This window comes from Pseudomonas sp. CJQ_9 (assembly GCF_043106615.1).
Lineage (GTDB): Bacteria > Pseudomonadota > Gammaproteobacteria > Pseudomonadales > Pseudomonadaceae > Aquipseudomonas > Aquipseudomonas juntendi.
The window spans coordinates 15,149-38,280 of sequence record NZ_JBICMS010000074.1 but is presented as its reverse complement, the minus strand read 5'-3'; the positions used below and the strand labels follow the sequence as shown (position 1 = coordinate 38,280).

Below are 23,132 nucleotides of genomic sequence, written 5' to 3'. Positions count from 1 at the left end.
CCGGCATTGGCGCCGCCGCCACTGCCGGCCCACCCACCAGCGCCAGTACAGCATGGTGCCGAAGTAGCCAAGGATGCCCAGCACCACGCCGCACACCACCGAGCCGAGCAGGAAGGGTTGCCACAGCGTCGACAGCTGGTCGGTGATCCACTCGAAGGTCAGTTCGTCGGGCAATGTGCGCGGTGGTACCTGCATCAGCCAAGCGCCGGTCATGTAGGTGACGAAGAACACCGGCGGCATGGTCAGTGGGTTGGTCAACCATACCAGGCTCACCGCGATCGGCAGGTTGCCGCGCACTGGAATGGCCAGCGCGGCGGCCAGCAGCATCTGCGCCGGCATCGGGATCAGTGCCGCGAACAGGCCAACGCCCATGGCCCGCGCCACCGAATGGCGGTTCAGGTGCCACAGGTTCGGGTCGTGCAGCAACTTGCCGAAAAAGCGTAAGGACTTGTGTTCCCGAATACTGGTCGGGTCCGGCATGTAGCGTTTGAAAAGTCGGCGCGGCATGTAGGCTCCCGGAGCGTTGACCCGGGCAGTATGCCCTTATTCCCGCTCAGCCTCGTTCAGAGTTTGTGACAATTGTTGAGCAAGCCGTGCCGGCAATTGGGCTATGCCTCAGAAGGTGATTTCGCTTCTGGAGCTCTACCTCATGCGCACAGGGATGTTGGCGCTTGCGCTCGGGCTGCTGTGCCTGGGCTTTCTTCCTGCATTGCCACCGGACGGGTGGTTGTGGGTGCTGGCGGCTTGCGCTGGCGTCTGCCTGTTCACCCGCGGGTGGCCATTGGGCTGTTTTCTGTTGGGGCTGTGCTGGGCCAGCTGGTCTGCCCAGCAGGCCGTGGATGACCGCCTGGCGGCCGCTTTGGATGGCCGCACCTTGTGGCTGGAGGGGCGGGTGGTCGGTTTGCCGGCGCGCACTGCGCACGGTGTGCGTTTCGAGCTGGAGGCCGCCCGTTCGCGCCGTGCCGAATTGCCGCAACGCCTGCAGGTCAGCTGGTTCGACGGGCCGCCGGTTCGGGCTGGCGAGCAGTGGCGGCTGGCAGTGACCTTGCAGCGCCCGGCAGGGTTGTTGAACCCGCATGGGCCGGACCGTGAAGCGCAGCTGCTGGCCCGGCGGGTCGGTGCTACCGGTACGGTGAAGGCGGGGCAACTGCTGGCGCCGGCCAGCTATGGGTGGCGGGACTCGCTGCGCCAGCGCTTGCTGGCGGTCGATGCCAACGGCCGGCAGGCCGCGCTAGTGGCCCTGGTGCTCGGCGACGGGGCCGGTCTTGCGCGGGAAGATTGGCAGACGTTGCAGGCCACCGGCACGGTGCACTTGTTGGTGATTTCCGGCCAGCACATTGGCTTGGTCGCCGGTTTGCTCTATGGCCTGGTCGCCGGGTTGGCCCGCTGGGGGCTGTGGCCCGCGCGTCTGCCATGGCTGCCCTCGGCCTGCGCGCTGGCCATGGGGGCGGCACTGGCCTACGGCTGGCTGGCCGGCGCGGGGGTGCCGGTACAGCGTGCCTGCCTGATGCTGGCCGTGGTGTTGCTGTGGCGGTTGCGTTTTCGGCACCTGGGGGCGTTCCTGCCACTGTTGCTGGCGCTGGTGGCCGTGTTGCTGGTCGAGCCGCTGGCGGCACTGCTTCCGGGCTTCTGGCTGTCGTTCGGCGCCGTGGCCACGCTGGTGTTTTGCTTCAGTGCCCGCCTGGGGGCATGGCGGCCATGGCAAGCCTGGACGCGGGCGCAGTGGGTGATTGCCATCGGTTTGTTGCCGGTGCTCCTGGCTGTGGGCTTGCCGGTGAGCCTGAGTGCGCCGCTGGCCAACCTGGTGGCGGTGCCCTGGGTGAGCCTGGCGGTACTGCCGTTGGCCTTGCTGGGTACCTTGCTGTTGCCGTTGGGTGGGGCTGGGGAGGCCTTGTTGTGGCTGGCAGGTGGCTTGCTGGATGTGCTGTTTCAGGTGCTGGCGCTGGTTGCGCAGCAACGCCCGGCATGGGTGCCGCCAGCCCTGCCGCTATGGGCCTGGCTGCTGGTCTGCCTGGGGGCTTTGCTGGTGCTGCTGCCCCGTGGCGTGCCGCTGCGAGGGTTGGGCGGGGTGATGCTGTTGGCCCTCTGGGTGCCCCGCGAGCCGGTGCCTTTCGGGCAGGTGGAGGTCTGGCAACTGGACGTCGGCCAAGGCTTGGCGGTGCTGTTGCGCACCCGGCATCACAACCTGCTGTATGACGCCGGGCCGGCGAGGGGCGACTACGACCTGGGGGAGCGGGTGGTGTTGCCGACCTTGCGCAAGTTGGGGGTGAGTCACCTGGACGTGATGCTCATCAGCCATGCCCACGCCGATCATGCCGGCGGTGCTGGGGCGATACAGCGGGGTTTGCCGGTCGAGCGGGTTATCGGTGGGGAAGCGCTGGATGATGTTCAGTTGCAACCTTGTGCCAGTGGCGAGCAATGGGAATGGGATGGCGTGCGTTTTTCGCTGTGGCGCTGGGCGGATGGGCGCAGCAGTAATGACCGCTCCTGTGTGTTGCTGGTCGAGGCGCAGGGGGAACGGTTGTTGCTGGCCGGCGACATGGAAGCGGGGGCGGAGCGTGCCTGGCTGGCGGCGACCGACGCGCCACGCATTGACTGGCTGCAGTCGCCGCACCATGGCAGCCGCAGTTCTTCCAGCGAGATGTTCATGCGTGCCACGGCGCCGCGTGGGGTGCTGATATCGCGGGGGCGCAACAATAGTTTTGGGCACCCGCATGCGCAGGTGGTGGAGCGGTACCGGCGGCATGGGGTGGTGGTGCATGACACGGCGGTGCAGGGGGCTTTGCGGTTGGTGTTGGGCGGGTGGGGGGAGGTTGAGGGGATGCGGGGGCAGCGGCGGTTCTGGCGGGGTCGGGGGGAGTGAGGGGAGGGGCTTGCAGGTGCTTGCCATGACATTTTCTATGCCCCAGGGGTTCGCCATGACAGTTGCAGCGCCTGTGAAATCGAGCGCCGCCCGCGCGGCGCATCGCCGGCAAGCCGGCTCCCACATCTGTTTTGAGCCAGTCTCTCCTGTGAACTCACCGCTGCGCGCCTTGTTCGTTCCCTTCGATATTGAAGGTGTCGCCTCTGTCTTTCATCAATATCCAGCCATGCACCAAGGGTGCGCGCGCCTAAGGTGCAGGAGTAACTGGCCCGAAACAGATGTGGGAGCCGGCTTGCCGGCGATGCGCCGCGCGGGCGGCGCTCGGTCTCACAGGCGCTGGAAAACCCAAGGCATGCACCTGTCAGCTCTGATACCCACCCAAGGCATGCCCCTGTCAGCCCTGATACCCATCCAAGGCATGCTCCCTGACCTCCGGCAGATGAGCCTCCGCCGTGCCTATGGTAGAGTGGCGGCCTTTATCCGAAGGGGCGTTTACTGTGTGGGAATTGGTCAAGTCCGGTGGTTGGATGATGCTGCCGATCATTCTGAGCTCCATCGCTGCCATGGCTATCGTCATCGAGCGCCTGTGGACCCTGCGCGCCAGCCGCGTCACCCCGCCACACTTGCTCGGCCAGGTCTGGATATGGATCAAGGACAAGCAACTCACCAGTGACAAGCTCAAGGCGCTGCGCGCCGATTCGCCACTGGGTGAAATCCTCGCCGCGGGCCTGGCCAATTCGCGCCATGGCCGCGAAATCATGAAAGAGTGCATCGAAGAGGCGGCTTCGCGCGTCATTCACGAGCTGGAGCGCTACATCAGCACCCTCGGCACCATCGCCGCCATGGCCCCGCTGCTGGGCCTGCTGGGCACCGTGCTGGGCATGATCGACATCTTCAGTGCCTTCATGGGCACGCAGATGACCGCCAACGCCGCGGTACTGGCCGGTGGTATTTCCAAGGCCCTGGTCACCACGGCGGCGGGCCTGATGGTTGGTATTCCGGCGGTGTTCTTCCACCGTTTCCTGCTGCGCCGCATCGATGAACTGGTGGTGGGCATGGAGCAGGAGGCGATCAAGCTGGTGGAAGTGCTGCAGGGCGACCGCGAAGTGGAAGTGGCTGGAGGCAAGGCGTGAAGTTCCGGCGCAATCGCCAGCGGGAGAACGTCGACATCAACCTGGCGTCGCTGATCGACGTGGTGTTCGTGCTGCTGCTGTTCTTCGTGGTCACCACCACCTTCACCCGTGAAACGCAGCTGCGGGTCGAGCTGCCAGAGGCCGCCAGTGCCGAGCAGGCGCCGGCCGACCAGGGCAAGCTGGTGGAAATCACCATCAGCGCCGAAGGCGTGTACTCGGTGAACAACCACCTGCTGCCCAAGAGCGACCTGGCCACCCTGAGCGAGGCCATCGAGCGTGAGTCGGGTGGTGACAACAAGCTGCCGCTGGCCATCAGTGCCGATGGCAAGACCCCGCACCAGGCTGTGGTCACTGCGATGGATGCTGCCGGCAAGCTCGGCTTCAGCCAATTGCGCATGACCACCGTCGAGGCGGCCCAGGGCACGCCCTGATGGCTATCGCCGACCGCCTGCTCGCCGCCTGGTACGCCGGGCACCCGGCGCTGGCGCTGCTGCGCCCGCTGGAGGCGTTGTACCGCCGCGTGGTCACGCGCAAGCGCGCGCGCTTTCTAAAGGGTGAAAGTGCCAGCTACCGCGCACCGGTGCCGGTCATCGTGGTGGGCAATATCACCGTGGGTGGCACCGGCAAGACACCGATGATTCTCTGGCTGATCGAGCATTGCCGCCAGCAGGGGCTGAAAGTCGGCGTGGTCAGCCGTGGCTATGGCGCCAAACCGCCGCAGTTGCCGTGGCGGGTGCTGGCCGACCAGTCGGCCGAACAGGCCGGGGACGAACCGCTGCTGATCGTGCAGCGCAGTGGGGTACCGCTGATGATCGACCCAGATCGCGCCAGGGCCGTGCAGGCCCTGCTGGCCAGTGAACCGTTGGACCTGATCCTGTGTGATGACGGCATGCAGCACTACCGCCTGGCACGTGACCTGGAGCTGGTCCTGATCGATGCCGCGCGTGGCCTGGGCAACGGCCGCTGCCTGCCGGCCGGCCCGCTGCGCGAGCCTGCCGAACGCCTGCAGGGCGCCGACGCGGTGCTGTTCAATGGTGCCGGCGAAGACCGTGCCGGTGGCTTTGGCCTGCGCCTGCAGCCATCCGCACTGGTCAACCTGCGCAGCGGCGAGCGCCGCGCACTCGACCATTTTCCCGCCGGCCAGCGCCTGCACGCGGTGGCCGGTATCGGCAACCCGCAACGTTTCTTCAATACCCTGCTGGGGCTAAACTGGCAGCCGCTGCCGCACCCTTTTGCCGACCATGCACAATTCAGCGCCCGGAGCCTGGCCTTCAGCCCACCGCTACCGCTGGTCATGACCGAGAAAGACGCCGTGAAATGCCGCGCCTTCGCCGCCGACGACTGGTGGTACCTGGCTGTCGAAGCACAGCCCACGCCGGCATTCAGCGCCTGGTTCGACAGCCAACTGCAGCGTTTGCTGCACCAGCCCTGAGCCCGTTTTCATTTCTGGCCATCTGGCCTAAAGGAAGCCTTCAATGGACACCAAACTGCTCGATATCCTCGCCTGCCCGATCACCAAGGGCCCGCTCAAGCTCAGCGCCGACAAGACCGAGCTGATCAGCAAGGGTGCCGGCCTGGCCTACCCGATTCGCGACGGTATCCCGGTCATGCTGGAGAGCGAGGCACGTACCCTGACCGACGACGAGCGCCTGGACAAATGAGCCTTGACTACACCGTGGTGATTCCTGCCCGCCTGCGTTCCACGCGCTTGCCAGGCAAGCCGCTGTTGGCCATCGCCGGCAAGCCGATGGTGCAACATGTATGGGAGCAGGCGCGCAAGAGCGCGGCCAGCCGCGTGGTCATTGCTACCGACGATGCCAGCATCTTCGAAGCTTGCCAGGCATTTGGCGCCGAAGTGCTGATGACGCGTGTCGACCATGAGTCGGGTACCGACCGCCTGGCTGAAGTGGCGACGCAACTGGGCCTGGCGGCCGATGCCATCGTGGTCAACGTGCAGGGTGACGAGCCGCTGATCCCGCCGGTGATCATCGACCAGGTAGCTGCCAACCTGGCTGCTCACCCGCAAGCGGCCATCGCCACCCTGGCCGAGCAGATCCATGAGCCGGAAACCGTGTTCAACCCCAATGCGGTGAAGGTGGTCAGCGACAAGCATGGCCTTGCCCTGAGCTTCAGCCGGGCGCCGCTGCCGTGGGCGCGTGACACCTTCGCCAAAGGCCAGGACCAGTTGCCCGCCGGCGTACCTTACCGCCGCCATATCGGCATGTACGCCTACCGCGTGGGCTTCCTCCACGACTTCGTCAGCTGGGGCCCGTGCTGGCTGGAGCAGACCGAAGCCCTGGAGCAGTTGCGTGCCCTGTGGCACGGTGTACGCATCCACGTCGAGGACGCGATCGAAGCGCCTGCCGTGGGCGTAGATACCGCTGAAGACCTGGAGCGCGTACGGCGCTTGCTGGAGGCCTGATGCGCGTACTGTTCGTGTGCCTGGGCAACATTTGCCGCTCGCCCACTGCCGAAGGCGTGCTGCGCCACCAGCTACAGGCTGCCGGGCTCGCCGACCGCGTGCATGTGGCCTCTGCGGGTACGAGCGACTGGCACGTTGGCAAACCACCCGACAGCCGCACCTGCAAGGCGGCGCAGGCGCGTGGCTATGACTTGTCCAGGCAACGCGCGCAGCAGGTCAAGCAGCGGCACTTCGCCGAATACGACCTGGTGCTGGCCATGGACGAGAGCAACCTTCGCGACCTGAGTGCCCTGCGCCCGCCAACGGCGACGGGCGAGCTTGACCTGTTCCTGCGCCGCTATGGTGCGGCATTGGATGAAGTGCCTGACCCGTACTACGGCGGCGCCGATGGCTTTGAGCAGGTACTCGACCTGATCGAATCGGCCTGCCAGGCGCTGGTGCTGGAAATCAAGGGGCGGTTATGACCGGGCAATGGCAGGAGCAGGTATCGCTCAAGCCTTACAACACCTTCGGCATCGACGTGAAGGCGCGGTACTTCAGCCAGGCGCATGATGACGAGCAGATACGCCAGGCGCTGACGCAGGCGCACCAGCGCGGCCTGCCGGTGCTGGTGATCGGTGGCGGCAGCAACCTGCTGTTGACCGGCGATATCGACGCGCTGGTGCTGCACATGGCCAGCCGTGGCCGCCGCGTGCTAAGCGACGATGGCGAGCGCATCGTGGTCGAGGCCGAGGCCGGTGAGCCTTGGCACCCGTTCGTGCAGTGGACGCTGGCGCAGGGCTATTGCGGGCTGGAAAACCTCAGCCTGATCCCCGGTACCGTGGGCGCCGCGCCGATGCAGAACGTGGGGGCCTATGGGGTCGAGATCAAGGACGTGTTCGTTGGTCTGACCGCTCTGGATCGCGAAACTGGCGAGCTGCGGGACTTCGATCTGGCGGAATGTGCCTTCGGTTATCGCGACAGCCTGTTCAAGCGTAACCCTGGGCGTTGGTTGATCCTGCGCGTTCGGTTCGCCTTGAGTCGTACTTTGCAGGCTCACCTGGACTACGGACCGGTGCGCCAACGCCTGGCCCAGCAGGGGGTGGCTACGCCGACCGCGCAGGCGATCAGTGATGCGATCTGCAGCATTCGTCGCGAGAAGCTGCCGGCCCCGGCAGAGCTGGGCAATGCCGGGAGTTTCTTCAAGAACCCGGTGGTATCGACGCAACTGGTTGAGCGTATTCGTGCGCAGTACCCGGGCGTGGTGGCTTATCCCCAGGCTGATGGCCAGGTGAAGCTGGCGGCGGGCTGGTTGATCGAGCAGGCGGGCTGGAAGGGTTATCGCGAAGGTGATGCCGGGGTGCATCGTTTGCAGTCGCTGGTGCTGGTTAACTATGGCCAGGCGAGCGGGGTGCAGATGCATGCGCTGGCGCGACGGATCCAGGCCGATATCCTCGAACGGTTCGGGGTTGAGCTGGAGATGGAGCCTAACCTGTACTGATTGCTCCCACAGGTTTACCGCTGCATTAGAGGGCGGTGCAGAACCTGTAGGGGCGGGCCTTGTGTCGCGATGGGGCGCAAAGCGGCCCCAGGAATATTTGCATTGACGCTGAAATCTGGGGCCGCTACGCGCCCCATCGCGACACAAGGCCGCTCCTACAAAGGGCAGCGCCGGCGCTGACATAAAGTGATAGGCCAAGAAAAAGCCCCGCCAGTTCGCACTGGCGGGGCTTTTTCATTCAGCCTTGGCTATCAACCATGATGAGGCTTTTGCTCATCGGCGGTTTCCAGGGTTGGCTCTCCGGCGGCTGCAGCAGCTTCCTGCGCGGCTTTGGCGGCAGCCTCGGCCTCACGTTTGCGGCGGCGAACTTCACGCGGGTCATTCGGCGCACGGCCGTTGGCCAGCATGACAGTGGCAGGCTCTACCACGGCTGGGGCCGCGACCGGCGCAGGCTCGACAACCACAGGTGCAGGCTCGGCCACTACTTCTGGCTGGGCTTCGGCAACCGGGGCAGGCTGTTCGGCAGCCGGCGCAGCCTCGACCACGGTCGGGGCCTGCTCGATTTCACCGGCTTCGACAGCTGGCGCTTCTACCGGAGCTTCGACAGCCACGGCCGGCTCGACAACAGGCGCTTCTTCGACGACCGGTTGTGGCGCGACTTCGACCACTGGCTCGGCAGTTGCCTCGACCACGGCTACAGGCTCGCTGACCGGCTGCTCGACCACTGGGGCCACGGCCACTTCTTCAACCTTGGTGCCAACTTCGACTTGCTCGACCTTTTCAGCCTGCTCAACCGGCTGGGCGGCTTCGCTGTTGTCGGTTGCTGCAGCGGCAACGACGTCAGCGGTGGCGCGCTCGGCCTGCTGGTTGGCCTGGGCTTCGGCGTCGCTGCTGATGTTGCTGGTAGCGACAGCGGCAGTCACGGCCAGGCCGGCCGCCAGTTCAGCACCCAGCTCGGTGGCCTGGTGCTGCTGTGGCTGTTCGTCGCTGCCTTCTTCTTCGCCGTCGATCAGCTCGCCATTGGCATTGCGCTGACGTTCACGACGGTTGCTGCGGCGACGCTGGCCACGCGAGCGGCGGCGCGGACGCTCGCCATCGGTGCCTTCCTGCTCGTCTTGCAGTTGTTCTTCATTCGGCAGTTGCTCTTCGGCCAGCTCGGCAGCCTGTTCGGCCGCTTCTTCGGCCGCGCGTGGCTGACGCTCTTCACGGGGTGGGCGCGGGGCGCGCTCTTCACGCGGAGCACGTTCTTCACGTGGTGCACGCTCTTCACGCGGGGCGCGTTCTTCACGTGGTGCACGCTCCTCACGCGGGGCGCGCTCTTCACGTGGTGCTCGCTCTTCACGCGGCGCGCGTTCTTCACGTGGTGCTCGCTCTTCACGCGGCGCGCGTTCTTCACGCGGGGCACGCTCTTCACGGGCTACGCGCTCTTCGCGCGGCTGGCGCTCTTCACGCTCGGCTGGCGGGGTGGCATCCAGCGGCTCGCGCAGTTCGCGCACGCGCTCTTCGCCACGGTTGCCACGGCGGTCTTCGCGTGGCTGGCGTGGGGCGCGTTCCTCACGTGGTGCACGCTCTTCGCGTGGTGCACGTTCTTCGCGCGGGGCGCGCTCTTCACGTGGCGCACGTTCTTCACGCGCAGCGCGTTCCTCGCGTGGCTGACGCTCTTCGCGTGGTGCGCGCTCAGCACGCTCTTCGCGTGGTTTACGCTCTTCGTCGCGGCGGCCATTGCGGTTGCGGCTTTGCTGACGGCCGTTGCGGCGTTCTTCGTTGCGTGGGCTGCGCTCGGCGGCCGGTTTTTCGGCGGCAGGGGCGACCGGGGCAGCGGCAGGCTCGTCCTTGCCGGCGAACAGGCTGACCAGCGACTTGACCAGGCCCTTGAACAGGCTTGGCTCCGGCGCGCTCGGCGCGGGGGCGGCAGGTGCAGGCTGCTGCTCTTCGGCGGCGGCCGGTACCGGTGCATTGGCGCGGGCCGGGGCGGTTTTCACTGCCGCCTCCTGGCGAACCAAGGTACGGGTGGCAGTCGGTTGTGGTGCTTCTTCGGTTTCGCTGGCGGCGATTTCGTAGCTGGACTGGTTGTTCAGCACTTCCGGGTTGTCGTCGCGCAGGCGCTGGACTTCGAAGTGCGGGGTTTCCAGGTGATCGTTCGGCAGGATGATGATGCGCGCACGGGTGCGCAGCTCGATCTTGGTGATGGAATTACGCTTTTCGTTGAGCAGGAACGCTGCCACCGGGATTGGCACCTGGGCACGCACTTCGGCGGTGCGGTCTTTCAGGGCTTCTTCTTCGATCAGGCGCAGGATGGCCAGCGACAGCGACTCGACGTCACGGATGATGCCGGTGCCGGAGCAACGTGGGCAGACGATGCCGCTGCTTTCACCCAGCGATGGGCGCAGGCGCTGACGGGACATTTCCAGCAGGCCAAAGCGCGAGATGCGGCCCACCTGCACGCGGGCGCGGTCGGCTTCCAGGCACTCACGCACGCGCTCTTCGACGGCGCGCTGGTTCTTGGCTGGGGTCATGTCGATGAAGTCGATGACGATCAGGCCGCCGATATCACGCAGGCGCAACTGGCGGGCGATTTCCTCGGCCGCTTCCAGGTTGGTCTGCAGGGCGGTTTCTTCGATGTCGCTGCCTTTGGTGGCGCGCGCCGAGTTGATGTCGATGGACACCAGGGCCTCGGTCGGGTCGATCACGATCGAGCCCCCGGACGGCAGGTCGACCACGCGCTGGAAGGCGGTTTCGATCTGGCTTTCGATCTGGAAGCGGTTGAACAGCGGTACGCTGTCTTCGTAGAGCTTGACCTTGCTGGCGTACTGCGGCATCACCTGGCGGATGAAGGTCAGGGCTTCTTCCTGGGCGTCGATGCTGTCGATCAATACTTCGCCGATGTCCTGGCGCAGGTAGTCGCGGATGGCGCGAATGATGACGTTGCTTTCCTGGTAGATCAGGAACGGCGCGGCGCGGTCCAGGGACGCTTCCTTGATGGCGGTCCACAGCTGCAGCAGGTAGTCCAGGTCCCACTGCATTTCTTCGCTGCTGCGGCCCAGGCCGGCGGTGCGCACGATCAGGCCCATGTCGCCCGGTACGGTCAGGCCGTTCAGGGCTTCGCGCAGTTCGTTGCGCTCTTCGCCTTCGATGCGGCGCGAGATGCCACCGGCGCGCGGGTTGTTGGGCATCAGTACCAGGTAGCGGCCGGCCAGGCTGATGAAGGTGGTGAGGGCGGCACCTTTGTTGCCACGCTCTTCCTTCTCGACCTGAACGATGACTTCCTGGCCTTCGCTGAGCACTTCCTTGATGTTCACCCGGCCTTCCGGGGTTTTCTTGAAGTATTCGCGGGAGATTTCTTTCAGCGGCAGGAAGCCGTGACGTTCGGAACCGAAGTCGACGAAGGCGGCTTCGAGGCTGGGTTCGATGCGGGTGATCTTGCCTTTGTAGATGTTGGCCTTTTTCTGCTCACGCGCGCCGGACTCGATGTCCAGGTCGTAGAGACGTTGGCCGTCCACCAGGGCTACACGCAACTCTTCGGGTTGAGTTGCGTTAATCAGCATTCTTTTCATGTTGTACCGTCGGTTTCCGGGCTGCCGGAAACGGCGTTCGGCACACACGACGTCTCATGGTCGGTGCCAAGGTGCGCAAAGGGTGGCCGGGCCACCCCCGTGTCGAGCAACGTTCGGCACCAGCCGGTTGCCCAGCCTGCCGTTGTCGCGACGACGCGTCCTGTTTGCTGCGGTGCCAACAAGGCCCCGGTGGCTTCGAATGGGTATCCGAATCAACCAAGCGGGCCTTGTGCACTCAGTCAGGAGGAGGAATCAACCGTCAGCCGTGGACGCCCGGGGGCATCTGTTCAGGACCTTATCCGCTCACCAGCCTTCAATCGGCTGCTGGCCGGACGCGGTGCTACACGGTCCGAGGGCTGTGCATCTCCACCCTGCACGTATCCCTGATAATTCGGGTGCTGCCGCGCGCTGAATCCGCAACGGGTTGCATTTTTCGCCAGCTTCGAATGGGAAGCTGACGCCATTACATGTCCAAGGCTGTTGTTTCCGGAGCATTCGCCTTGCGTTGCGTGGAAGCGACGGGGCGGGCAGAGCTACAACGAAAAGAATCGGGTAAGCAGGTGAACAACCACACTTGTCGTTTTTTTCGGTCTTCTCTACACAGCGCTGGTGGCGATTCCAGGCAATTCGGTAAACTGGCGAAAACCCCGTAGGACGGCCTCGCGTCCTGGAGAATTGCGTAGGTCAGCAACCGGCCCAGGGCCTGGTTTTGCTGGCCTGCCACTTTTGGCGGCGTTCGCGACTATAGCAGCAATGATTAAGTGCTTCAATTCCATAAAAAATTGTTATGATTCCCGCCATGACGACCAATACCCCTCCGACTTCCGGCGTACAGCTGATCGAAGTCGCGCCGGAGCTTGCCGGCCAACGCATCGACAATTTCCTCATCACGGCGCTCAAGGGCGTGCCCAAGACCCTGGTCTACCGCATCCTGCGCAAGGGTGAGGTGCGGGTCAACAAGGGCCGCGTGAAACCCGAGTACAAGATCCAGGCCGGCGATATCGTGCGGGTGCCGCCCGTCCGCCTGCCGGAGCGCGACGAGCCGGCACCGGTTGCCCAGGGGCTGTTGCAGCGCCTGGAGGCGGCCATCGTCTATGAAGACAAGGCGCTGATCGTGATGAACAAGCCCGCCGGCATCGCCGTGCATGGCGGCAGCGGCCTGAGCTTCGGCGTGATCGAGGCGCTGCGCCAGCTGCGCCCCGACGCCAAGGAGCTGGAGCTGGTGCACCGCCTGGACCGCGACACCTCCGGCCTGCTGATGATCGCCAAGAAGCGCAGCATGCTGCGCCACTTGCACGCGGCGCTGCGCGGTGATGGCGTGGACAAGCGCTACATGGCATTGGTGCGGGGCCACTGGCCCACGGCCAAGAAACAGGTCAACGCGCCCCTGCTCAAAAGCAACCTGCGCTCGGGCGAGCGTATGGTCGAGGTGAACGATGAGGGCAAGGAGGCGCTGACCCTGTTCCGCGTGCTGCGTCGCTTCGGCGATTTCGCCACCATTGTCGAGGCGCGGCCGATCACCGGGCGTACCCACCAGATTCGCGTGCATACCCTGCATGCCGGGCACATGATCGCCGGCGACAACAAATACGGCGACGAAGATTTCAGCCGCGAAATTCGCGAGCTGGGTGGCAAACGCCTGTTCCTGCATGCCTACGCGCTGACCGTGCCGCTGCCGGACGGTGGCGAGCTCAAGCTTGAGGCGCCGGTGGACGAAGTCTGGGCCAAGACGGTGGAGCGGCTGAGTGCGCCGTGACCTATGAAAAAAGCTTATGAACTGCTGATCTTCGACTGGGACGGCACGCTCGCCGACTCCATCGGGCGCATCGTGGAGTCCATGAACGCGGCTGCCGTGCGTGCCGGTGAGGTGCAACGCAGTGATGATGCGATCAAGGGCATCATCGGCCTGGCCCTGGACGAGGCCATCCATACCCTGTACCCGCACCTGGAGCCCGTTCAGGTCGAAAGCTTCCGTCAGCATTACGCTGATATCTACACCGCCCTGGATCAGCAGCCTTCGCCGCTGTTCGAGGGGGTGAGCGAGTCGCTTGACGCCTTCCGCGCCGAGGGTTACCGCCTGGCGGTGGCCACCGGCAAGGCCCGTCGCGGCCTGGATCGGGTGCTCAAGGCCAACGGCTGGCAGGCGTTTTTCGACATTACCCGCGCCGCTGATGAAACCCGCGGCAAGCCGCACCCGCTGATGCTCGAGGAAATTCTCGGCCATTGTGGTGTAGAACCGCAGCGAGCGCTGATGGTCGGAGATTCTGCATTCGACCTGCAAATGGCCAGCAATGCCGGCATGCATTCGGTGGCCGTGGGCTATGGTGCCATGTCGTTACAGGCGCTGGCCGAGTTCGGCCCGCAGGTGTGCATCGAGCATTTTTCCCAGCTGCGCGAGTGGTTGGCTGGGGCCGCAATTCCACTTCCAAGGTAGGTGAGCATGGCAGACGAATGGAAAGCCCCCGAGGCCGAGCCCGGGGAGCGCGAAGAGCGCAAGAGCTGGCAACTGCTGGAAAAGACCCTGTTGGCCAGTGTGCAGGAGCAGCGCCGCTCACGGCGCTGGGGTATTTTTTTCAAGCTGCTGACCTTCGTTTACCTGTTCGGCATCCTGGCGCTGTTCTCGCCGCTGATGGATATGGACAAGGCCGCCTCGCGCGGTGCCAGCCATACCGCACTGGTCGAGGTGCGCGGCGTGATTGCCGACCAGGAGGCAGCCAGCGCAGACAATATCGTCAAGAGCCTGCGTGAGGCCTTCAAGGACAGCAAGACCAAGGCAGTGGTGATGCGCATCAACAGCCCGGGTGGCAGCCCGGTACAGGCCGGCTACGTGTACGACGAAATCCGCCGCCTGCGTGCCGAATACCCGGCCATCAAGCTGTACGCGGTGATCGCCGACCTGGGGGCGTCCGGTGCGTACTACATTGCCAGTGCCGCAGACGAGATCTACGCCGACAAGGCCAGCCTGGTGGGGTCGATCGGGGTAACGGCGGCCGGCTATGGCTTTGTCGGCACCATGGAAAAGCTGGGTGTCGAACGCCGCGCCTATACCTCGGGTGAGCACAAGGCGTTCCTTGATCCGTTCTCGCCGGAAAAGCCCGAGGAGACGCGGTTCTGGCAAGGGGTGCTGGACACCACGCACAACCAGTTCATCGCCATGGTCAAGCAGGGCCGTGGCGAGCGCCTGAAAGACAAGGAGCACCCGGAGCTGTTCAGTGGCCTGGTGTGGTCGGGTGAGCAGGCCAAGGCGCTGGGGCTGGTGGATGGGCTGGGCAGTGCCAGCTATGTGGCCCGCGAGATCGTGGGCGAGAAGGAGCTGGTGGACTTCACCGTGCAGGAATCGCCGTTTGACCGCTTCTCCAAGCGGGTCGGGGCCAGTGTGGCTGAGCACCTGGCCATGTGGATGGGCTTCCAGGGGCCACAGCTGCGCTGATAGCCTGTTCAGGCCCCATCGCCGGCAAGCCGGCTCCCACAGGCGCCCCACAGTTCTCAAAACTTGTGCAGTATCTGTGGGAGCCGGCTTGCCGGCGATGGGGCGCAAAGCGGCCCCAGGCCCTCAAGGAATCACCACCCCTTCCTTGGTCAGCATGTCCACCAGCCGAATCAACGGTAGCCCGATCAGGCTGGTGGCGTCGCAGCCATGGGTACTCTGAAACAAACTCACCCCCAACCCCTCCGCCTTGAAGCTGCCAGCGCAGTCCAGCGGCTGCTCCGCCGCTACATAGCGCTCCACCTGCTCCCGGCTCAGTTCGCGCAAGGTCACGGTAAACGGTACGCAATCGACCTGGCATTGCCCGGTGGCGCTGTTGAGCAGCGCCAGCCCGGTCAGGAAGCTCACCTGCTGCCCGCTGCACGCCAGCAATTGCTCGCAAGCGCGCTCGAAGGTATGTGGCTTGCCCAGCACCTGTTCGCCCAGTACGGCCACTTGGTCCGAGCCGATGATCAGGTGCCCGGGGTGGTTGCCCGCCAGTGTCTCGGCCTTCTGCCTGGCCAGGCGCCGCACCAGCTTTGACGCCGGCTCGTCGACCTGGCGCTGCTCGTCTATGTCGGGGCTTGCCCAGGTGAAAGGCAGCTGCAGGCGGGCAAGCAGTTCGCGGCGATAGGCAGAGCTGGAAGCCAGTAACAGAGGAAGCATGGTAGACTCCTGATTCAGTTGAACAAATTCTATCACGCACGATGCCGCCTAATTTCCTTTGACAGGGGCGGGGGGCATCCCTATTATGCTGCGCCTATGTTGAATGACCCGATTCCACCTCACGTTGACCCGCGCAAATTAGCCGATCGTGGCGTAACCCTTAACGGTTCGCTGCAGCTCGCTGATTTGGAAAGACTCTGCGACCCGCTTTCCGACAATGTCGGTACGGTGCAGGCGAAGTTCGATTTTGAACGAGATGAACAGCACGTGGTGGTTATCCACAGCGAGCTGGACGTCGAAGTCAAAATGGTTTGCCAGCGTTGTCTTGAGCTGGTCACCCTGCCGATCCATAGCGAATGCAGTTACGCTGTGGTGAAGGAGGGTGCGAATACCCAGTCGTTGCCGAAAGGCTATGACGTGCTGGAACTGGGCGAAGATCCTTTGGATCTGCAGGCACTAATCGAGGAGGAGCTTCTGCTCGCCCTGCCAATCGTGCCTGCTCATCATCCGGAAGAATGCCAGCAGCCGGCGGGCGCAGACGAGCCCGAATCGAGCAAGGACGAGGTATCGCGGTCCAACCCGTTCAGTGTTTTGGCGCAGTTAAAGCGTGACCCAAACGTTTAGGAGTTAATCAATTATGGCTGTTCAGCAGAACAAAAAATCCCGCTCTGCCCGTGACATGCGCCGTTCGCACGACGCTCTGTCGGAAAACGCGCTGTCGGTAGACAAGTCCACCGGTGAAGTACACCTGCGCCACCACGTTTCGCCAGAAGGCGTATACCGTGGTCGCAAAGTGGTCGACAAGGGCGCTGACGAGTAATCCTTGTCCGCTCAGGTCATCGCGATCGACGCAATGGGCGGGGACTTCGGTCCCCGCAGCATTGTTCAGGCTAGCATTGCCTGCCTTTCCGCTACCCCCTCGTTACACCTGACCCTCGTCGGTCAACCCTCCCTCCTGGAAGATCTTGTCAGCGGCCTTGCGGCTGCGGATCGCGCGCGCCTGCAAATCGTCGCCGCCAGTGAAGTGGTCGGCATGGACGAGCGGCCATCCCAGGTGCTGCGTGGCAAGCCGGACTCGTCCATGCGCATCGCCCTTGAACTGGTGCGTGATGGCAAGGCTCAGGCCTGCGTCAGTGCCGGCAATACCGGCGCGCTGATGGCGTTGTCACGCTTCGTGCTCAAGACTCTGCCGGGTATCGATCGCCCGGCCATGGTGGCGGCGATCCCGACCCAGGCCGGTTACTGCCAGTTGCTCGACCTGGGTGCCAATGTCGATTGCAGTGCCGAAAACCTGTACCAGTTCGCCGTGATGGGGTCGGTGGCCGCCCAGGCCCTGGGTGTTCATCGCCCGCGCGTGGCGTTGCTGAACATCGGTACCGAGGACATCAAGGGCAACCAGCAGGTCAAGCTGGCGGCAAGCCTCTTGCACAATGCCCGCGGGCTCAACTATGTGGGCTTTGTCGAAGGTGACGGGCTGTACCGTGGCGAGGCTGATGTGGTGGTGTGCGACGGCTTTGTTGGCAATATCCTGCTCAAGTCCAGCGAGGGTCTGGCCACCATGATCGGTGCGCGGATCGAGCAATTGTTCAAGGGTGGCTTGCTGGCGCGGGCTGCTGGAGCGGTGGCCATGCCCCTGCTCAAGCGTCTGCAGGCCGACCTGGCCCCGGCCCGGCACAATGGCGCGAGCTTCCTGGGTTTGCAGGGTATCGTCATCAAGAGCCATGGCTCCGCGGGCGTTCAGGGGTTCCAGAGTGCCATCCAGCGGGCGTTGATCGAGATTCAGGAGAATCTGCCGCAGCGTTTGCACGGGCGTTTGGAGGACCTGCTGCTCTAGCCTACGACGGGGCCCGAGCAGGCAAACAAAGACCTTAGGTATATCACCGATGAAGTGCTTAAATGTGACCGCTTGGTCTGCGTCTTCATCCAAGCTTTCAGATTCCGCGCCTGGCCCAAGGCCTGGCGTACCCTATCCGACGACAAGATCATAAGGGCTTGTTCAATGTCTGCATCTCTCGCATTCGTCTTTCCCGGTCAAGGTTCCCAGTCGCTGGGCATGCTCGCCGAGCTCGGCGCCGAGAAGCCAGTGATCATCGAAACCTTCAAGGAAGCTTCTGAAGCACTCGGTTACGACCTGTGGAAGCTGGTCCAGGAAGGTCCGGAAGAGCAACTCAACCAGACCGACAAGACGCAGCCGGCGATCCTCACCGCGTCCATCGCGTTGTGGCGTCTGTGGCTGGAAGAGGGCGGTGCCAAGCCAGCTTTCGTGTCCGGTCACAGCCTGGGTGAATACAGCGCCCTGGTCGCTGCTGGCAGCATCAGCCTGAAAGACGCTGTGCGCCTGGTCGAGCGCCGTGGCCAGCTGATGCAGGAAGCGGTGCCTGCCGGGCACGGGGCGATGGCCGCCATTCTCGGCCTGGACGACGCTGTGGTCGTGGAGCTGTGCGCCGAAGCGGCTGAAGACCAAGTGGTCAGTGCCGTCAACTTCAACTCGCCAGGGCAGGTGGTCATCGCCGGCAACAAGGCGGCGGTCGACCGCGCCATGGAGCTGTGCAAGGCCAAAGGCGCCAAGCGCGCCCTGCCGCTGGCTGTCAGCGTGCCTTCGCACTGCGCCCTGATGAAGCCAGCTGCCGAGCGCTTTGCCGATGCGGTCAACGCCATCGAGTGGAAGGCCCCGCAGATTCCGGTGGTTCAGAACGTCACCGCCGCCATCGCGGCCGACCTCGATGCCCTCAAGCAGGACCTGCTGGCGCAGCTGTACCAGCCGGTACGCTGGGTTGAGTGCGTGCAGGCCCTGGCGGCCAATGGTGCAGTCAATCTGGTCGAGTGCGGCCCGGGCAAAGTGCTGGCTGGCCTGAACAAGCGTTGCGCCGATGGCGTGACCACTTACAACCTCAATACCCCTGACGCCGTTGCCGCCACCCGCGCGGCACTGGCCTGAATTGGAGAAGCTTGCATGAGCCTGCAAGGTAAAGTTGCACTGGTCACTGGCGCCAGCCGTGGCATTGGCCAGGCCATCGCCCTGGAACTGGGCCGCCAGGGCGCAACCGTGATTGGTACCGCCACTTCGGCCTCCGGCGCCGAGCGTATCGCCGCCACCCTGAAAGAGCACGGTATTACCGGCACCGGCATGGAATTGAACGTGACCAGCGCCGAGTCGGTGGAAGCGGTACTGGCTGCCATTGGTGAGCAGTTCGGCGCCCCGGCCATTCTGGTCAACAACGCCGGCATCACCCGCGACAACCTCATGCTGCGCATGAAAGACGACGAATGGTTCGACGTGATCGACACCAACCTGAACAGCCTCTACCGTCTGTCCAAGGGCGTGCTGCGTGGCATGACCAAGGCCCGTTGGGGTCGTATCATCAGCATCGGCTCGGTCGTCGGTGCCATGGGTAACGCTGGCCAGGCCAACTATGCAGCTGCCAAGGCCGGGCTGGAAGGCTTCAGCCGCGCCCTGGCGCGTGAAGTCGGTTCGCGTGGCATTACCGTCAACTCGGTGACCCCTGGTTTCATCGATACCGACATGACCCGCGAACTGCCTGAAGCGCAGCGCGAAACCCTGCAAACCCAGATTCCACTGGGCCGCCTGGGGCAGGCCGACGAAATTGCCAAGGTGGTTTCGTTCCTGGCTTCGGACGGTGCAGCCTATGTAACCGGTGCAACCGTGCCGGTCAACGGCGGGATGTACATGTAACCCTGCAACTCAATGTGACGGATTTCGTAAAAAAAGAGTCATACTGCGAGCCTAAAATCCGTTATAAAGCTGCAATCAGATTCCAGACAGCGGGTGCGGTGACTAGCCTGAAGGCAGGTTCAGCTTGAAAAGCGAACGTCTTTCTATAAAATTAGCCACCGGCCAGCTGCCTGCATATATCCATTAGGAGTGAAAACTAGGTATGAGCACCATCGAAGAACGCGTCAAGAAAATCGTCGCCGAGCAACTGGGCGTCAAGGAAGAAGAAGTGACTACTGAGAAGTCCTTCGTCGATGACCTGGGTGCCGATTCGCTTGACACCGTTGAACTGGTGATGGCTCTGGAAGAGGAATTCGAGACCGAAATCCCTGACGAAGAAGCCGAGAAGATCACTACCGTTCAAGCTGCTATCGACTACGTCAAGAGCCACCAGGCTTAAGACGTTACCGTCGACGCTACTTGTCGGGGAAAACCGCACTGCCTTCGCTGGCGTGCGGTTTTTTCTTTGCGAGCGCCGCGTATTGTCCAGGCCGCCTCGTTCACCGCGCACCAAGAGCCTGTTGCCATTTCATTCCAGCGCTTGAATGCAATGCCAAGAGACTCTGTTATTAGAAAAGGAGAGTACTGTGTCGCGTAGACGCGTCGTGGTCACCGGTATGGGTATGCTGTCGCCACTGGGTACCGATGTACCGAGCACCTGGCAGGGCATTCTGGCTGGCCGCAGTGGCATCGGTCCGATCGAACACACGGACCTGTCTGCCTACTCCACCCGTTTTGGCGGCTCGGTGAAAGGCTTCGAGGTGGAGCAGTACCTGTCGGCCAAAGAGGCCCGCAAACTCGACCTGTTCATCCAGTACGGCCTGGCGGCCGGGTTCCAGGCGGTGCGTAATGCCGGCCTGGAAGTCACCGACGCCAACCGCGAGCGCATCGGCGTGGCCATGGGGTCGGGGATCGGTGGCCTGACCAACATCGAAGAAACCAGCCGCACCCTGCATGACTCGGGGCCGCGTCGCATTTCGCCATTCTTCGTGCCGGGCTCGATCATCAACATGATCTCGGGTTTCCTGTCGATCCACCTGGGCCTGCAGGGCCCCAATTACGCCATTGCCACGGCCTGCACCACCGGCACCCATTGCATCGGCATGGCCGCGCGCAATATCGCCTACGGTGAAGCCGATGTAATGATTGCCGGCGGCGCCGAAATGGCCGCTTGCGGGTTGGGCATGGGTGGCTTCGGTGCTTCGCGCGCGCTGTCCACCCGCAACGACGAGCCTGCCCGCGCCAGCCGCCCATGGGACAAAGGCCGCGACGGTTTCGTGCTGTCCGACGGTGCCGGTGCCTTGGTGCTCGAAGAACTGGAGCATGCCCAGGCCCGTGGGGCGACCATCTATGCCGAGTTGATCGGTTTTGGCATGAGCGGCGACGCTTACCACATGACCTCGCCACCAGACTCCGGTGAAGGCGCTGCGCGCTGCATGGCCAACGCCCTGCGCGATGCTGGCATCCAGCCGGAACACGTGAGCTACATCAACGCCCATGGCACTTCGACCCCCGCGGGCGACATTGCCGAAGTGGCGGCGATCAAGCGCGTATTCGGCGAGCACGCCTACAAGCTGGCAGTCAGCTCGACCAAGTCGATGACCGGCCACCTGCTGGGGGCAGCTGGCGCGGTAGAGGCGATCTTCAGTGTGCTGGCGATCAACAGCCAGATGGCGCCGCCGACCATCAACCTGGACGAACCGGACGAAGGTTGCGACCTGGACTTCGTACCGCACCAGGCGCGCAGCATGCCGATTGATGTGGTGTTGTCCAACTCGTTCGGCTTTGGTGGCACCAACGGCTCGCTGGTGTTCCGCCGGTTCGCCGGTTGATGCTCAGCTGGATCGACGGCCAGCCCGCGACTGCGCTCAATCTGCAGAACCGCGGCCTGGCCTACGGCGATGGTCTGTTTGAAACCATCGCCGTTCGGCATGGCCGGCCCAGCCTGCTGGACGGCCATCTCGCCCGCCTGGCGCTGGGTTGCCAGCGGCTGGCGATTGGCGCCGACCTGGCGCAGGTGCGTGAGGAATTGCTGCGTTATGCCAGCCAGCTCGGCAACGGGGTAGCCAAACTCATCCTCACCCGTGGCGACAGCCAGCGTGGTTACGCGCCGGTTGCCGATGCCGTGCCCCGGCGTATCCTGCAGGGCGGCCCGTTACCCAGCTATCCTGTTGCCCATGCCGAGCAGGGCGTACGCTTGTTCCCCTGCCAGACACGGCTTGGGGAACAACCGTTGCTGGCCGGGCTCAAACACCTCAACCGCCTGGAGCAGGTGCTGGCCCGTGCCGAATGGCAGGACAGTGACCATGCCGAGGGCCTGATGCGTGACTGGCAAGGCCGGGTGATCGAAGGGGTATACAGCAACCTGTTCCTGGTGCGCGACGGCGTGCTCTTTACCGCCGACCTCAGCCGTTGTGGCGTGGCCGGGGTCATGCGCGGTGCCTTGCTCGACCAGGCGCGCTTGCAGGGTATTACGGCCAACGTCTGCGACCTGCCGTATGATGCGCTGGAGCAGGCCGATGAAGTATTTGTTTGCAACAGCGTCTATGGCGTGTGGCCCGTGCGCGGGCTTGCCGCGTTAAACTGGTCGCCGGGCCCGCTTACCCGAAAACTGCAGGCCGTTGCCCGTACGTTACTGGAAACCTGAATTCGTGAGACGTAAATTCCTGCTGTTGCTGGAAATGGGTCTGATCCTCGCCGGTCTGGCGCTAGGCTGGTCGGCCTGGAAAATCAACTCGGTCCTGGAGCAGCCACTGCACGTCACGCAGGAACGCCTGCTCGACGTGCCCAATGGCACCACCCCCAACCGCATGTTCTACCGCATGCAAACCGAAGGGCTGCTCGACGACGCCGTCTGGTTGCGCCTGTACTGGCGCTTCAACATGGCCGGTACCCCGTTGCACACCGGCGAATATCGCCTCACCCCTGGCATGACCGTCGAGCAGCTGTTCGACGCCTGGCGCCGGGGCGACGTGGTGCAATACAACCTGACCCTGGTCGAGGGCTGGACCTTCCGCCAGCTGCGCTCGGCCGTGGCCAAGCATGAAAAGCTCAAGCACACCCTGGATGGCCTGTCGGACGCCGAGGTCATGGACAAGCTCGGCCATACCGGTGTGTTCCCTGAGGGCAGGTTCTTCCCCGATACCTACCGCTTCGTGCGCGGCATGAGCGACGTCGAGTTGCTGCAGCAGGCCTACATGCGCCTGGAAGAAGTGCTGGCCAAGGAATGGGCCGAGCGCGCCACCGACCTGCCGTACCGCGATCCCTACCAGGCGCTGATCATGGCTTCTCTGGTGGAGAAGGAAACCGGCATCCCCCAAGAGCGCGGGCAGATCGCCGGGGTGTTCGTGCGGCGTCTGCGCCTGGGCATGATGCTGCAGACCGATCCGACGGTTATCTACGGGATGGGTGAACGCTATAACGGCAAGATCACCCGTGCCGACCTGCGTGAGCCTACGCCCTACAATACCTACACCATCACCGGCCTGCCGCCCACGCCGATTGCCATGGTCGGCCGCGAGGCGATTCACGCGGCGCTCAACCCGGCCGATGGCACCAGCCTGTACTTCGTCGCCCGTGGCGACGGCAGCCATGTGTTCTCCGACGACCTCAACGATCACAACTCGGCGGTACGGGAGTTTCAGCTCAAGCGGCGGGCAGACTATCGCTCCAGCCCCGCGCCGCAGCAACCGGCAAAACCGGGTGACGATGACGCGGCGCCAGCGGCCAGCGAAGAGCAGCCGGCGCCGGCCGCTCCCGGCGGTGATGCCCAGGCGGCCGAGCCGGCAACGCCCGACGAACAACATTAAGGACTG

The 23,132-nt window shown here is 64.1% G+C and carries 22 protein-coding genes and 1 pseudogene; 20 read left to right on the top strand and 3 right to left on the bottom strand.

Annotation, left to right across the window (positions count from 1 at the left end):
* Positions 1-507: pseudogene (locus tag ACF8SD_RS14770) on the bottom strand (DUF2062 domain-containing protein); the annotation flags it as partial.
* A 142-nt stretch (positions 508-649) separates the two neighbouring features.
* Here ACF8SD_RS14770 and ACF8SD_RS14765 point away from each other — a divergent pair.
* The 8 genes from ACF8SD_RS14765 (at position 650) to murB (ending at position 7,898) form a co-directional block, all read left to right on the top strand.
* Entirely contained in the window at positions 650-2,863 is a 2,214-nt protein-coding gene (locus tag ACF8SD_RS14765; protein ID WP_392484603.1) for a DNA internalization-related competence protein ComEC/Rec2, read from the top strand.
* 497 nt (positions 2,864-3,360) lie between these two features.
* A complete protein-coding gene (locus ACF8SD_RS14760) occupies positions 3,361-3,996 on the top strand; it encodes a MotA/TolQ/ExbB proton channel family protein (RefSeq protein WP_009685211.1) in 636 nt (211 codons plus the stop codon).
* The gene (locus tag ACF8SD_RS14755) at positions 3,993-4,427 is read left to right on the top strand and encodes a biopolymer transporter ExbD (RefSeq protein WP_012271149.1); all 435 of its coding nucleotides are present in this window, start codon (positions 3,993-3,995) and stop codon (positions 4,425-4,427) included. Before ACF8SD_RS14760 ends, ACF8SD_RS14755 begins: the two co-directional genes overlap by 4 nt.
* Positions 4,427-5,428, top strand: a complete 1,002-nt coding sequence (gene lpxK, locus ACF8SD_RS14750; protein WP_173890706.1) for a tetraacyldisaccharide 4'-kinase — start codon at positions 4,427-4,429, stop codon at positions 5,426-5,428. The genes ACF8SD_RS14755 and lpxK overlap by 1 nt, the downstream gene beginning before the upstream one ends.
* A gap of 43 nt (positions 5,429-5,471) precedes the next feature.
* Complete coding sequence (locus ACF8SD_RS14745; protein ID WP_003247142.1) at positions 5,472-5,657, top strand: Trm112 family protein; 186 nt, start codon at positions 5,472-5,474, stop codon at positions 5,655-5,657.
* Positions 5,654-6,418 carry a 3-deoxy-manno-octulosonate cytidylyltransferase gene (gene kdsB / locus ACF8SD_RS14740; protein WP_054905782.1) on the top strand — a complete coding sequence of 255 codons (765 nt, stop codon included), beginning with the start codon at positions 5,654-5,656 and terminating at the stop codon, positions 6,416-6,418. The genes ACF8SD_RS14745 and kdsB overlap by 4 nt, the downstream gene beginning before the upstream one ends.
* A complete protein-coding gene (locus tag ACF8SD_RS14735; RefSeq protein ID WP_392484602.1) occupies positions 6,418-6,882 on the top strand; it encodes a low molecular weight protein-tyrosine-phosphatase in 465 nt (154 codons plus the stop codon). The genes kdsB and ACF8SD_RS14735 overlap by 1 nt, the downstream gene beginning before the upstream one ends.
* The gene (gene murB, locus ACF8SD_RS14730) at positions 6,879-7,898 is read left to right on the top strand and encodes a UDP-N-acetylmuramate dehydrogenase (protein ID WP_173890704.1); all 1,020 of its coding nucleotides are present in this window, start codon (positions 6,879-6,881) and stop codon (positions 7,896-7,898) included. Before ACF8SD_RS14735 ends, murB begins: the two co-directional genes overlap by 4 nt.
* 251 nt (positions 7,899-8,149) lie before the next feature.
* Here the strand turns inward: murB and rne are convergent, their stop codons facing one another.
* A complete protein-coding gene (gene rne, locus ACF8SD_RS14725) occupies positions 8,150-11,452 on the bottom strand; it encodes a ribonuclease E (RefSeq protein WP_392484601.1) in 3,303 nt (1,100 codons plus the stop codon).
* A gap of 799 nt (positions 11,453-12,251) precedes the next feature.
* On the opposite strand from rne, the gene rluC reads away from it, so the two are divergent.
* The 3 genes from rluC to ACF8SD_RS14710 are packed head-to-tail and all read left to right on the top strand — an operon-like array spanning position 12,252 to position 14,882.
* Positions 12,252-13,208 carry a 23S rRNA pseudouridine(955/2504/2580) synthase RluC gene (rluC, locus tag ACF8SD_RS14720; RefSeq protein ID WP_009685075.1) on the top strand — a complete coding sequence of 319 codons (957 nt, stop codon included), beginning with the start codon at positions 12,252-12,254 and terminating at the stop codon, positions 13,206-13,208.
* Positions 13,209-13,211: 3 nt separating this feature from the next.
* Positions 13,212-13,886 carry an HAD family hydrolase gene (locus ACF8SD_RS14715; protein WP_392484600.1) on the top strand — a complete coding sequence of 225 codons (675 nt, stop codon included), beginning with the start codon at positions 13,212-13,214 and terminating at the stop codon, positions 13,884-13,886.
* A gap of 6 nt (positions 13,887-13,892) precedes the next feature.
* The gene (locus tag ACF8SD_RS14710) at positions 13,893-14,882 is read left to right on the top strand and encodes a S49 family peptidase (RefSeq protein ID WP_009685073.1); all 990 of its coding nucleotides are present in this window, start codon (positions 13,893-13,895) and stop codon (positions 14,880-14,882) included.
* Positions 14,883-15,005: 123 nt separating this feature from the next.
* On the opposite strand, the gene ACF8SD_RS14705 is transcribed toward ACF8SD_RS14710, so the two are convergent.
* The gene (locus tag ACF8SD_RS14705; protein ID WP_173890701.1) at positions 15,006-15,584 is read right to left on the bottom strand and encodes a nucleoside triphosphate pyrophosphatase; all 579 of its coding nucleotides are present in this window, start codon (positions 15,582-15,584) and stop codon (positions 15,006-15,008) included.
* Between the two features lie 96 nt (positions 15,585-15,680).
* On the opposite strand from ACF8SD_RS14705, the gene ACF8SD_RS14700 reads away from it, so the two are divergent.
* The 9 genes from ACF8SD_RS14700 (at position 15,681) to mltG (ending at position 23,126) form a co-directional block, all read left to right on the top strand.
* Positions 15,681-16,208 carry a YceD family protein gene (locus ACF8SD_RS14700; RefSeq protein ID WP_392484599.1) on the top strand — a complete coding sequence of 176 codons (528 nt, stop codon included), beginning with the start codon at positions 15,681-15,683 and terminating at the stop codon, positions 16,206-16,208.
* A gap of 13 nt (positions 16,209-16,221) precedes the next feature.
* On the top strand, positions 16,222-16,404 hold the full coding sequence (gene rpmF / locus ACF8SD_RS14695) for a 50S ribosomal protein L32 (protein ID WP_029887079.1): 183 nt from the start codon (positions 16,222-16,224) through the stop codon (positions 16,402-16,404).
* Between the two features lie 3 nt (positions 16,405-16,407).
* Positions 16,408-17,418, top strand: a complete 1,011-nt coding sequence (gene plsX / locus ACF8SD_RS14690; RefSeq protein ID WP_082416259.1) for a phosphate acyltransferase PlsX — start codon at positions 16,408-16,410, stop codon at positions 17,416-17,418.
* A 165-nt stretch (positions 17,419-17,583) separates the two neighbouring features.
* On the top strand, positions 17,584-18,522 hold the full coding sequence (gene fabD / locus ACF8SD_RS14685) for an ACP S-malonyltransferase (RefSeq protein ID WP_392484598.1): 939 nt from the start codon (positions 17,584-17,586) through the stop codon (positions 18,520-18,522).
* 15 nt (positions 18,523-18,537) lie between these two features.
* Positions 18,538-19,278 (top strand): 3-oxoacyl-ACP reductase FabG, encoded by a 741-nt coding sequence (fabG, locus tag ACF8SD_RS14680; protein ID WP_392484597.1) that lies wholly within the window; start codon positions 18,538-18,540, stop codon positions 19,276-19,278.
* A 202-nt stretch (positions 19,279-19,480) separates the two neighbouring features.
* Positions 19,481-19,717: an acyl carrier protein gene (gene acpP, locus ACF8SD_RS14675; RefSeq protein WP_392484596.1), complete on the top strand. Its 237-nt coding sequence runs from the start codon at positions 19,481-19,483 to the stop codon at positions 19,715-19,717.
* Between the two features lie 187 nt (positions 19,718-19,904).
* Positions 19,905-21,149 carry a beta-ketoacyl-ACP synthase II gene (gene fabF, locus ACF8SD_RS14670; RefSeq protein WP_173890700.1) on the top strand — a complete coding sequence of 415 codons (1,245 nt, stop codon included), beginning with the start codon at positions 19,905-19,907 and terminating at the stop codon, positions 21,147-21,149.
* Positions 21,149-21,964, top strand: coding sequence for an aminodeoxychorismate lyase (gene pabC, locus ACF8SD_RS14665; RefSeq protein ID WP_392484595.1), 816 nt, complete (start codon positions 21,149-21,151; stop codon positions 21,962-21,964). The genes fabF and pabC overlap by 1 nt, the downstream gene beginning before the upstream one ends.
* Positions 21,965-21,968: 4 nt before the next feature.
* Positions 21,969-23,126 (top strand): endolytic transglycosylase MltG, encoded by a 1,158-nt coding sequence (gene mltG, locus ACF8SD_RS14660; protein ID WP_173890698.1) that lies wholly within the window; start codon positions 21,969-21,971, stop codon positions 23,124-23,126.
* The last annotated feature ends 6 nt before the right edge of the window (positions 23,127-23,132 follow it).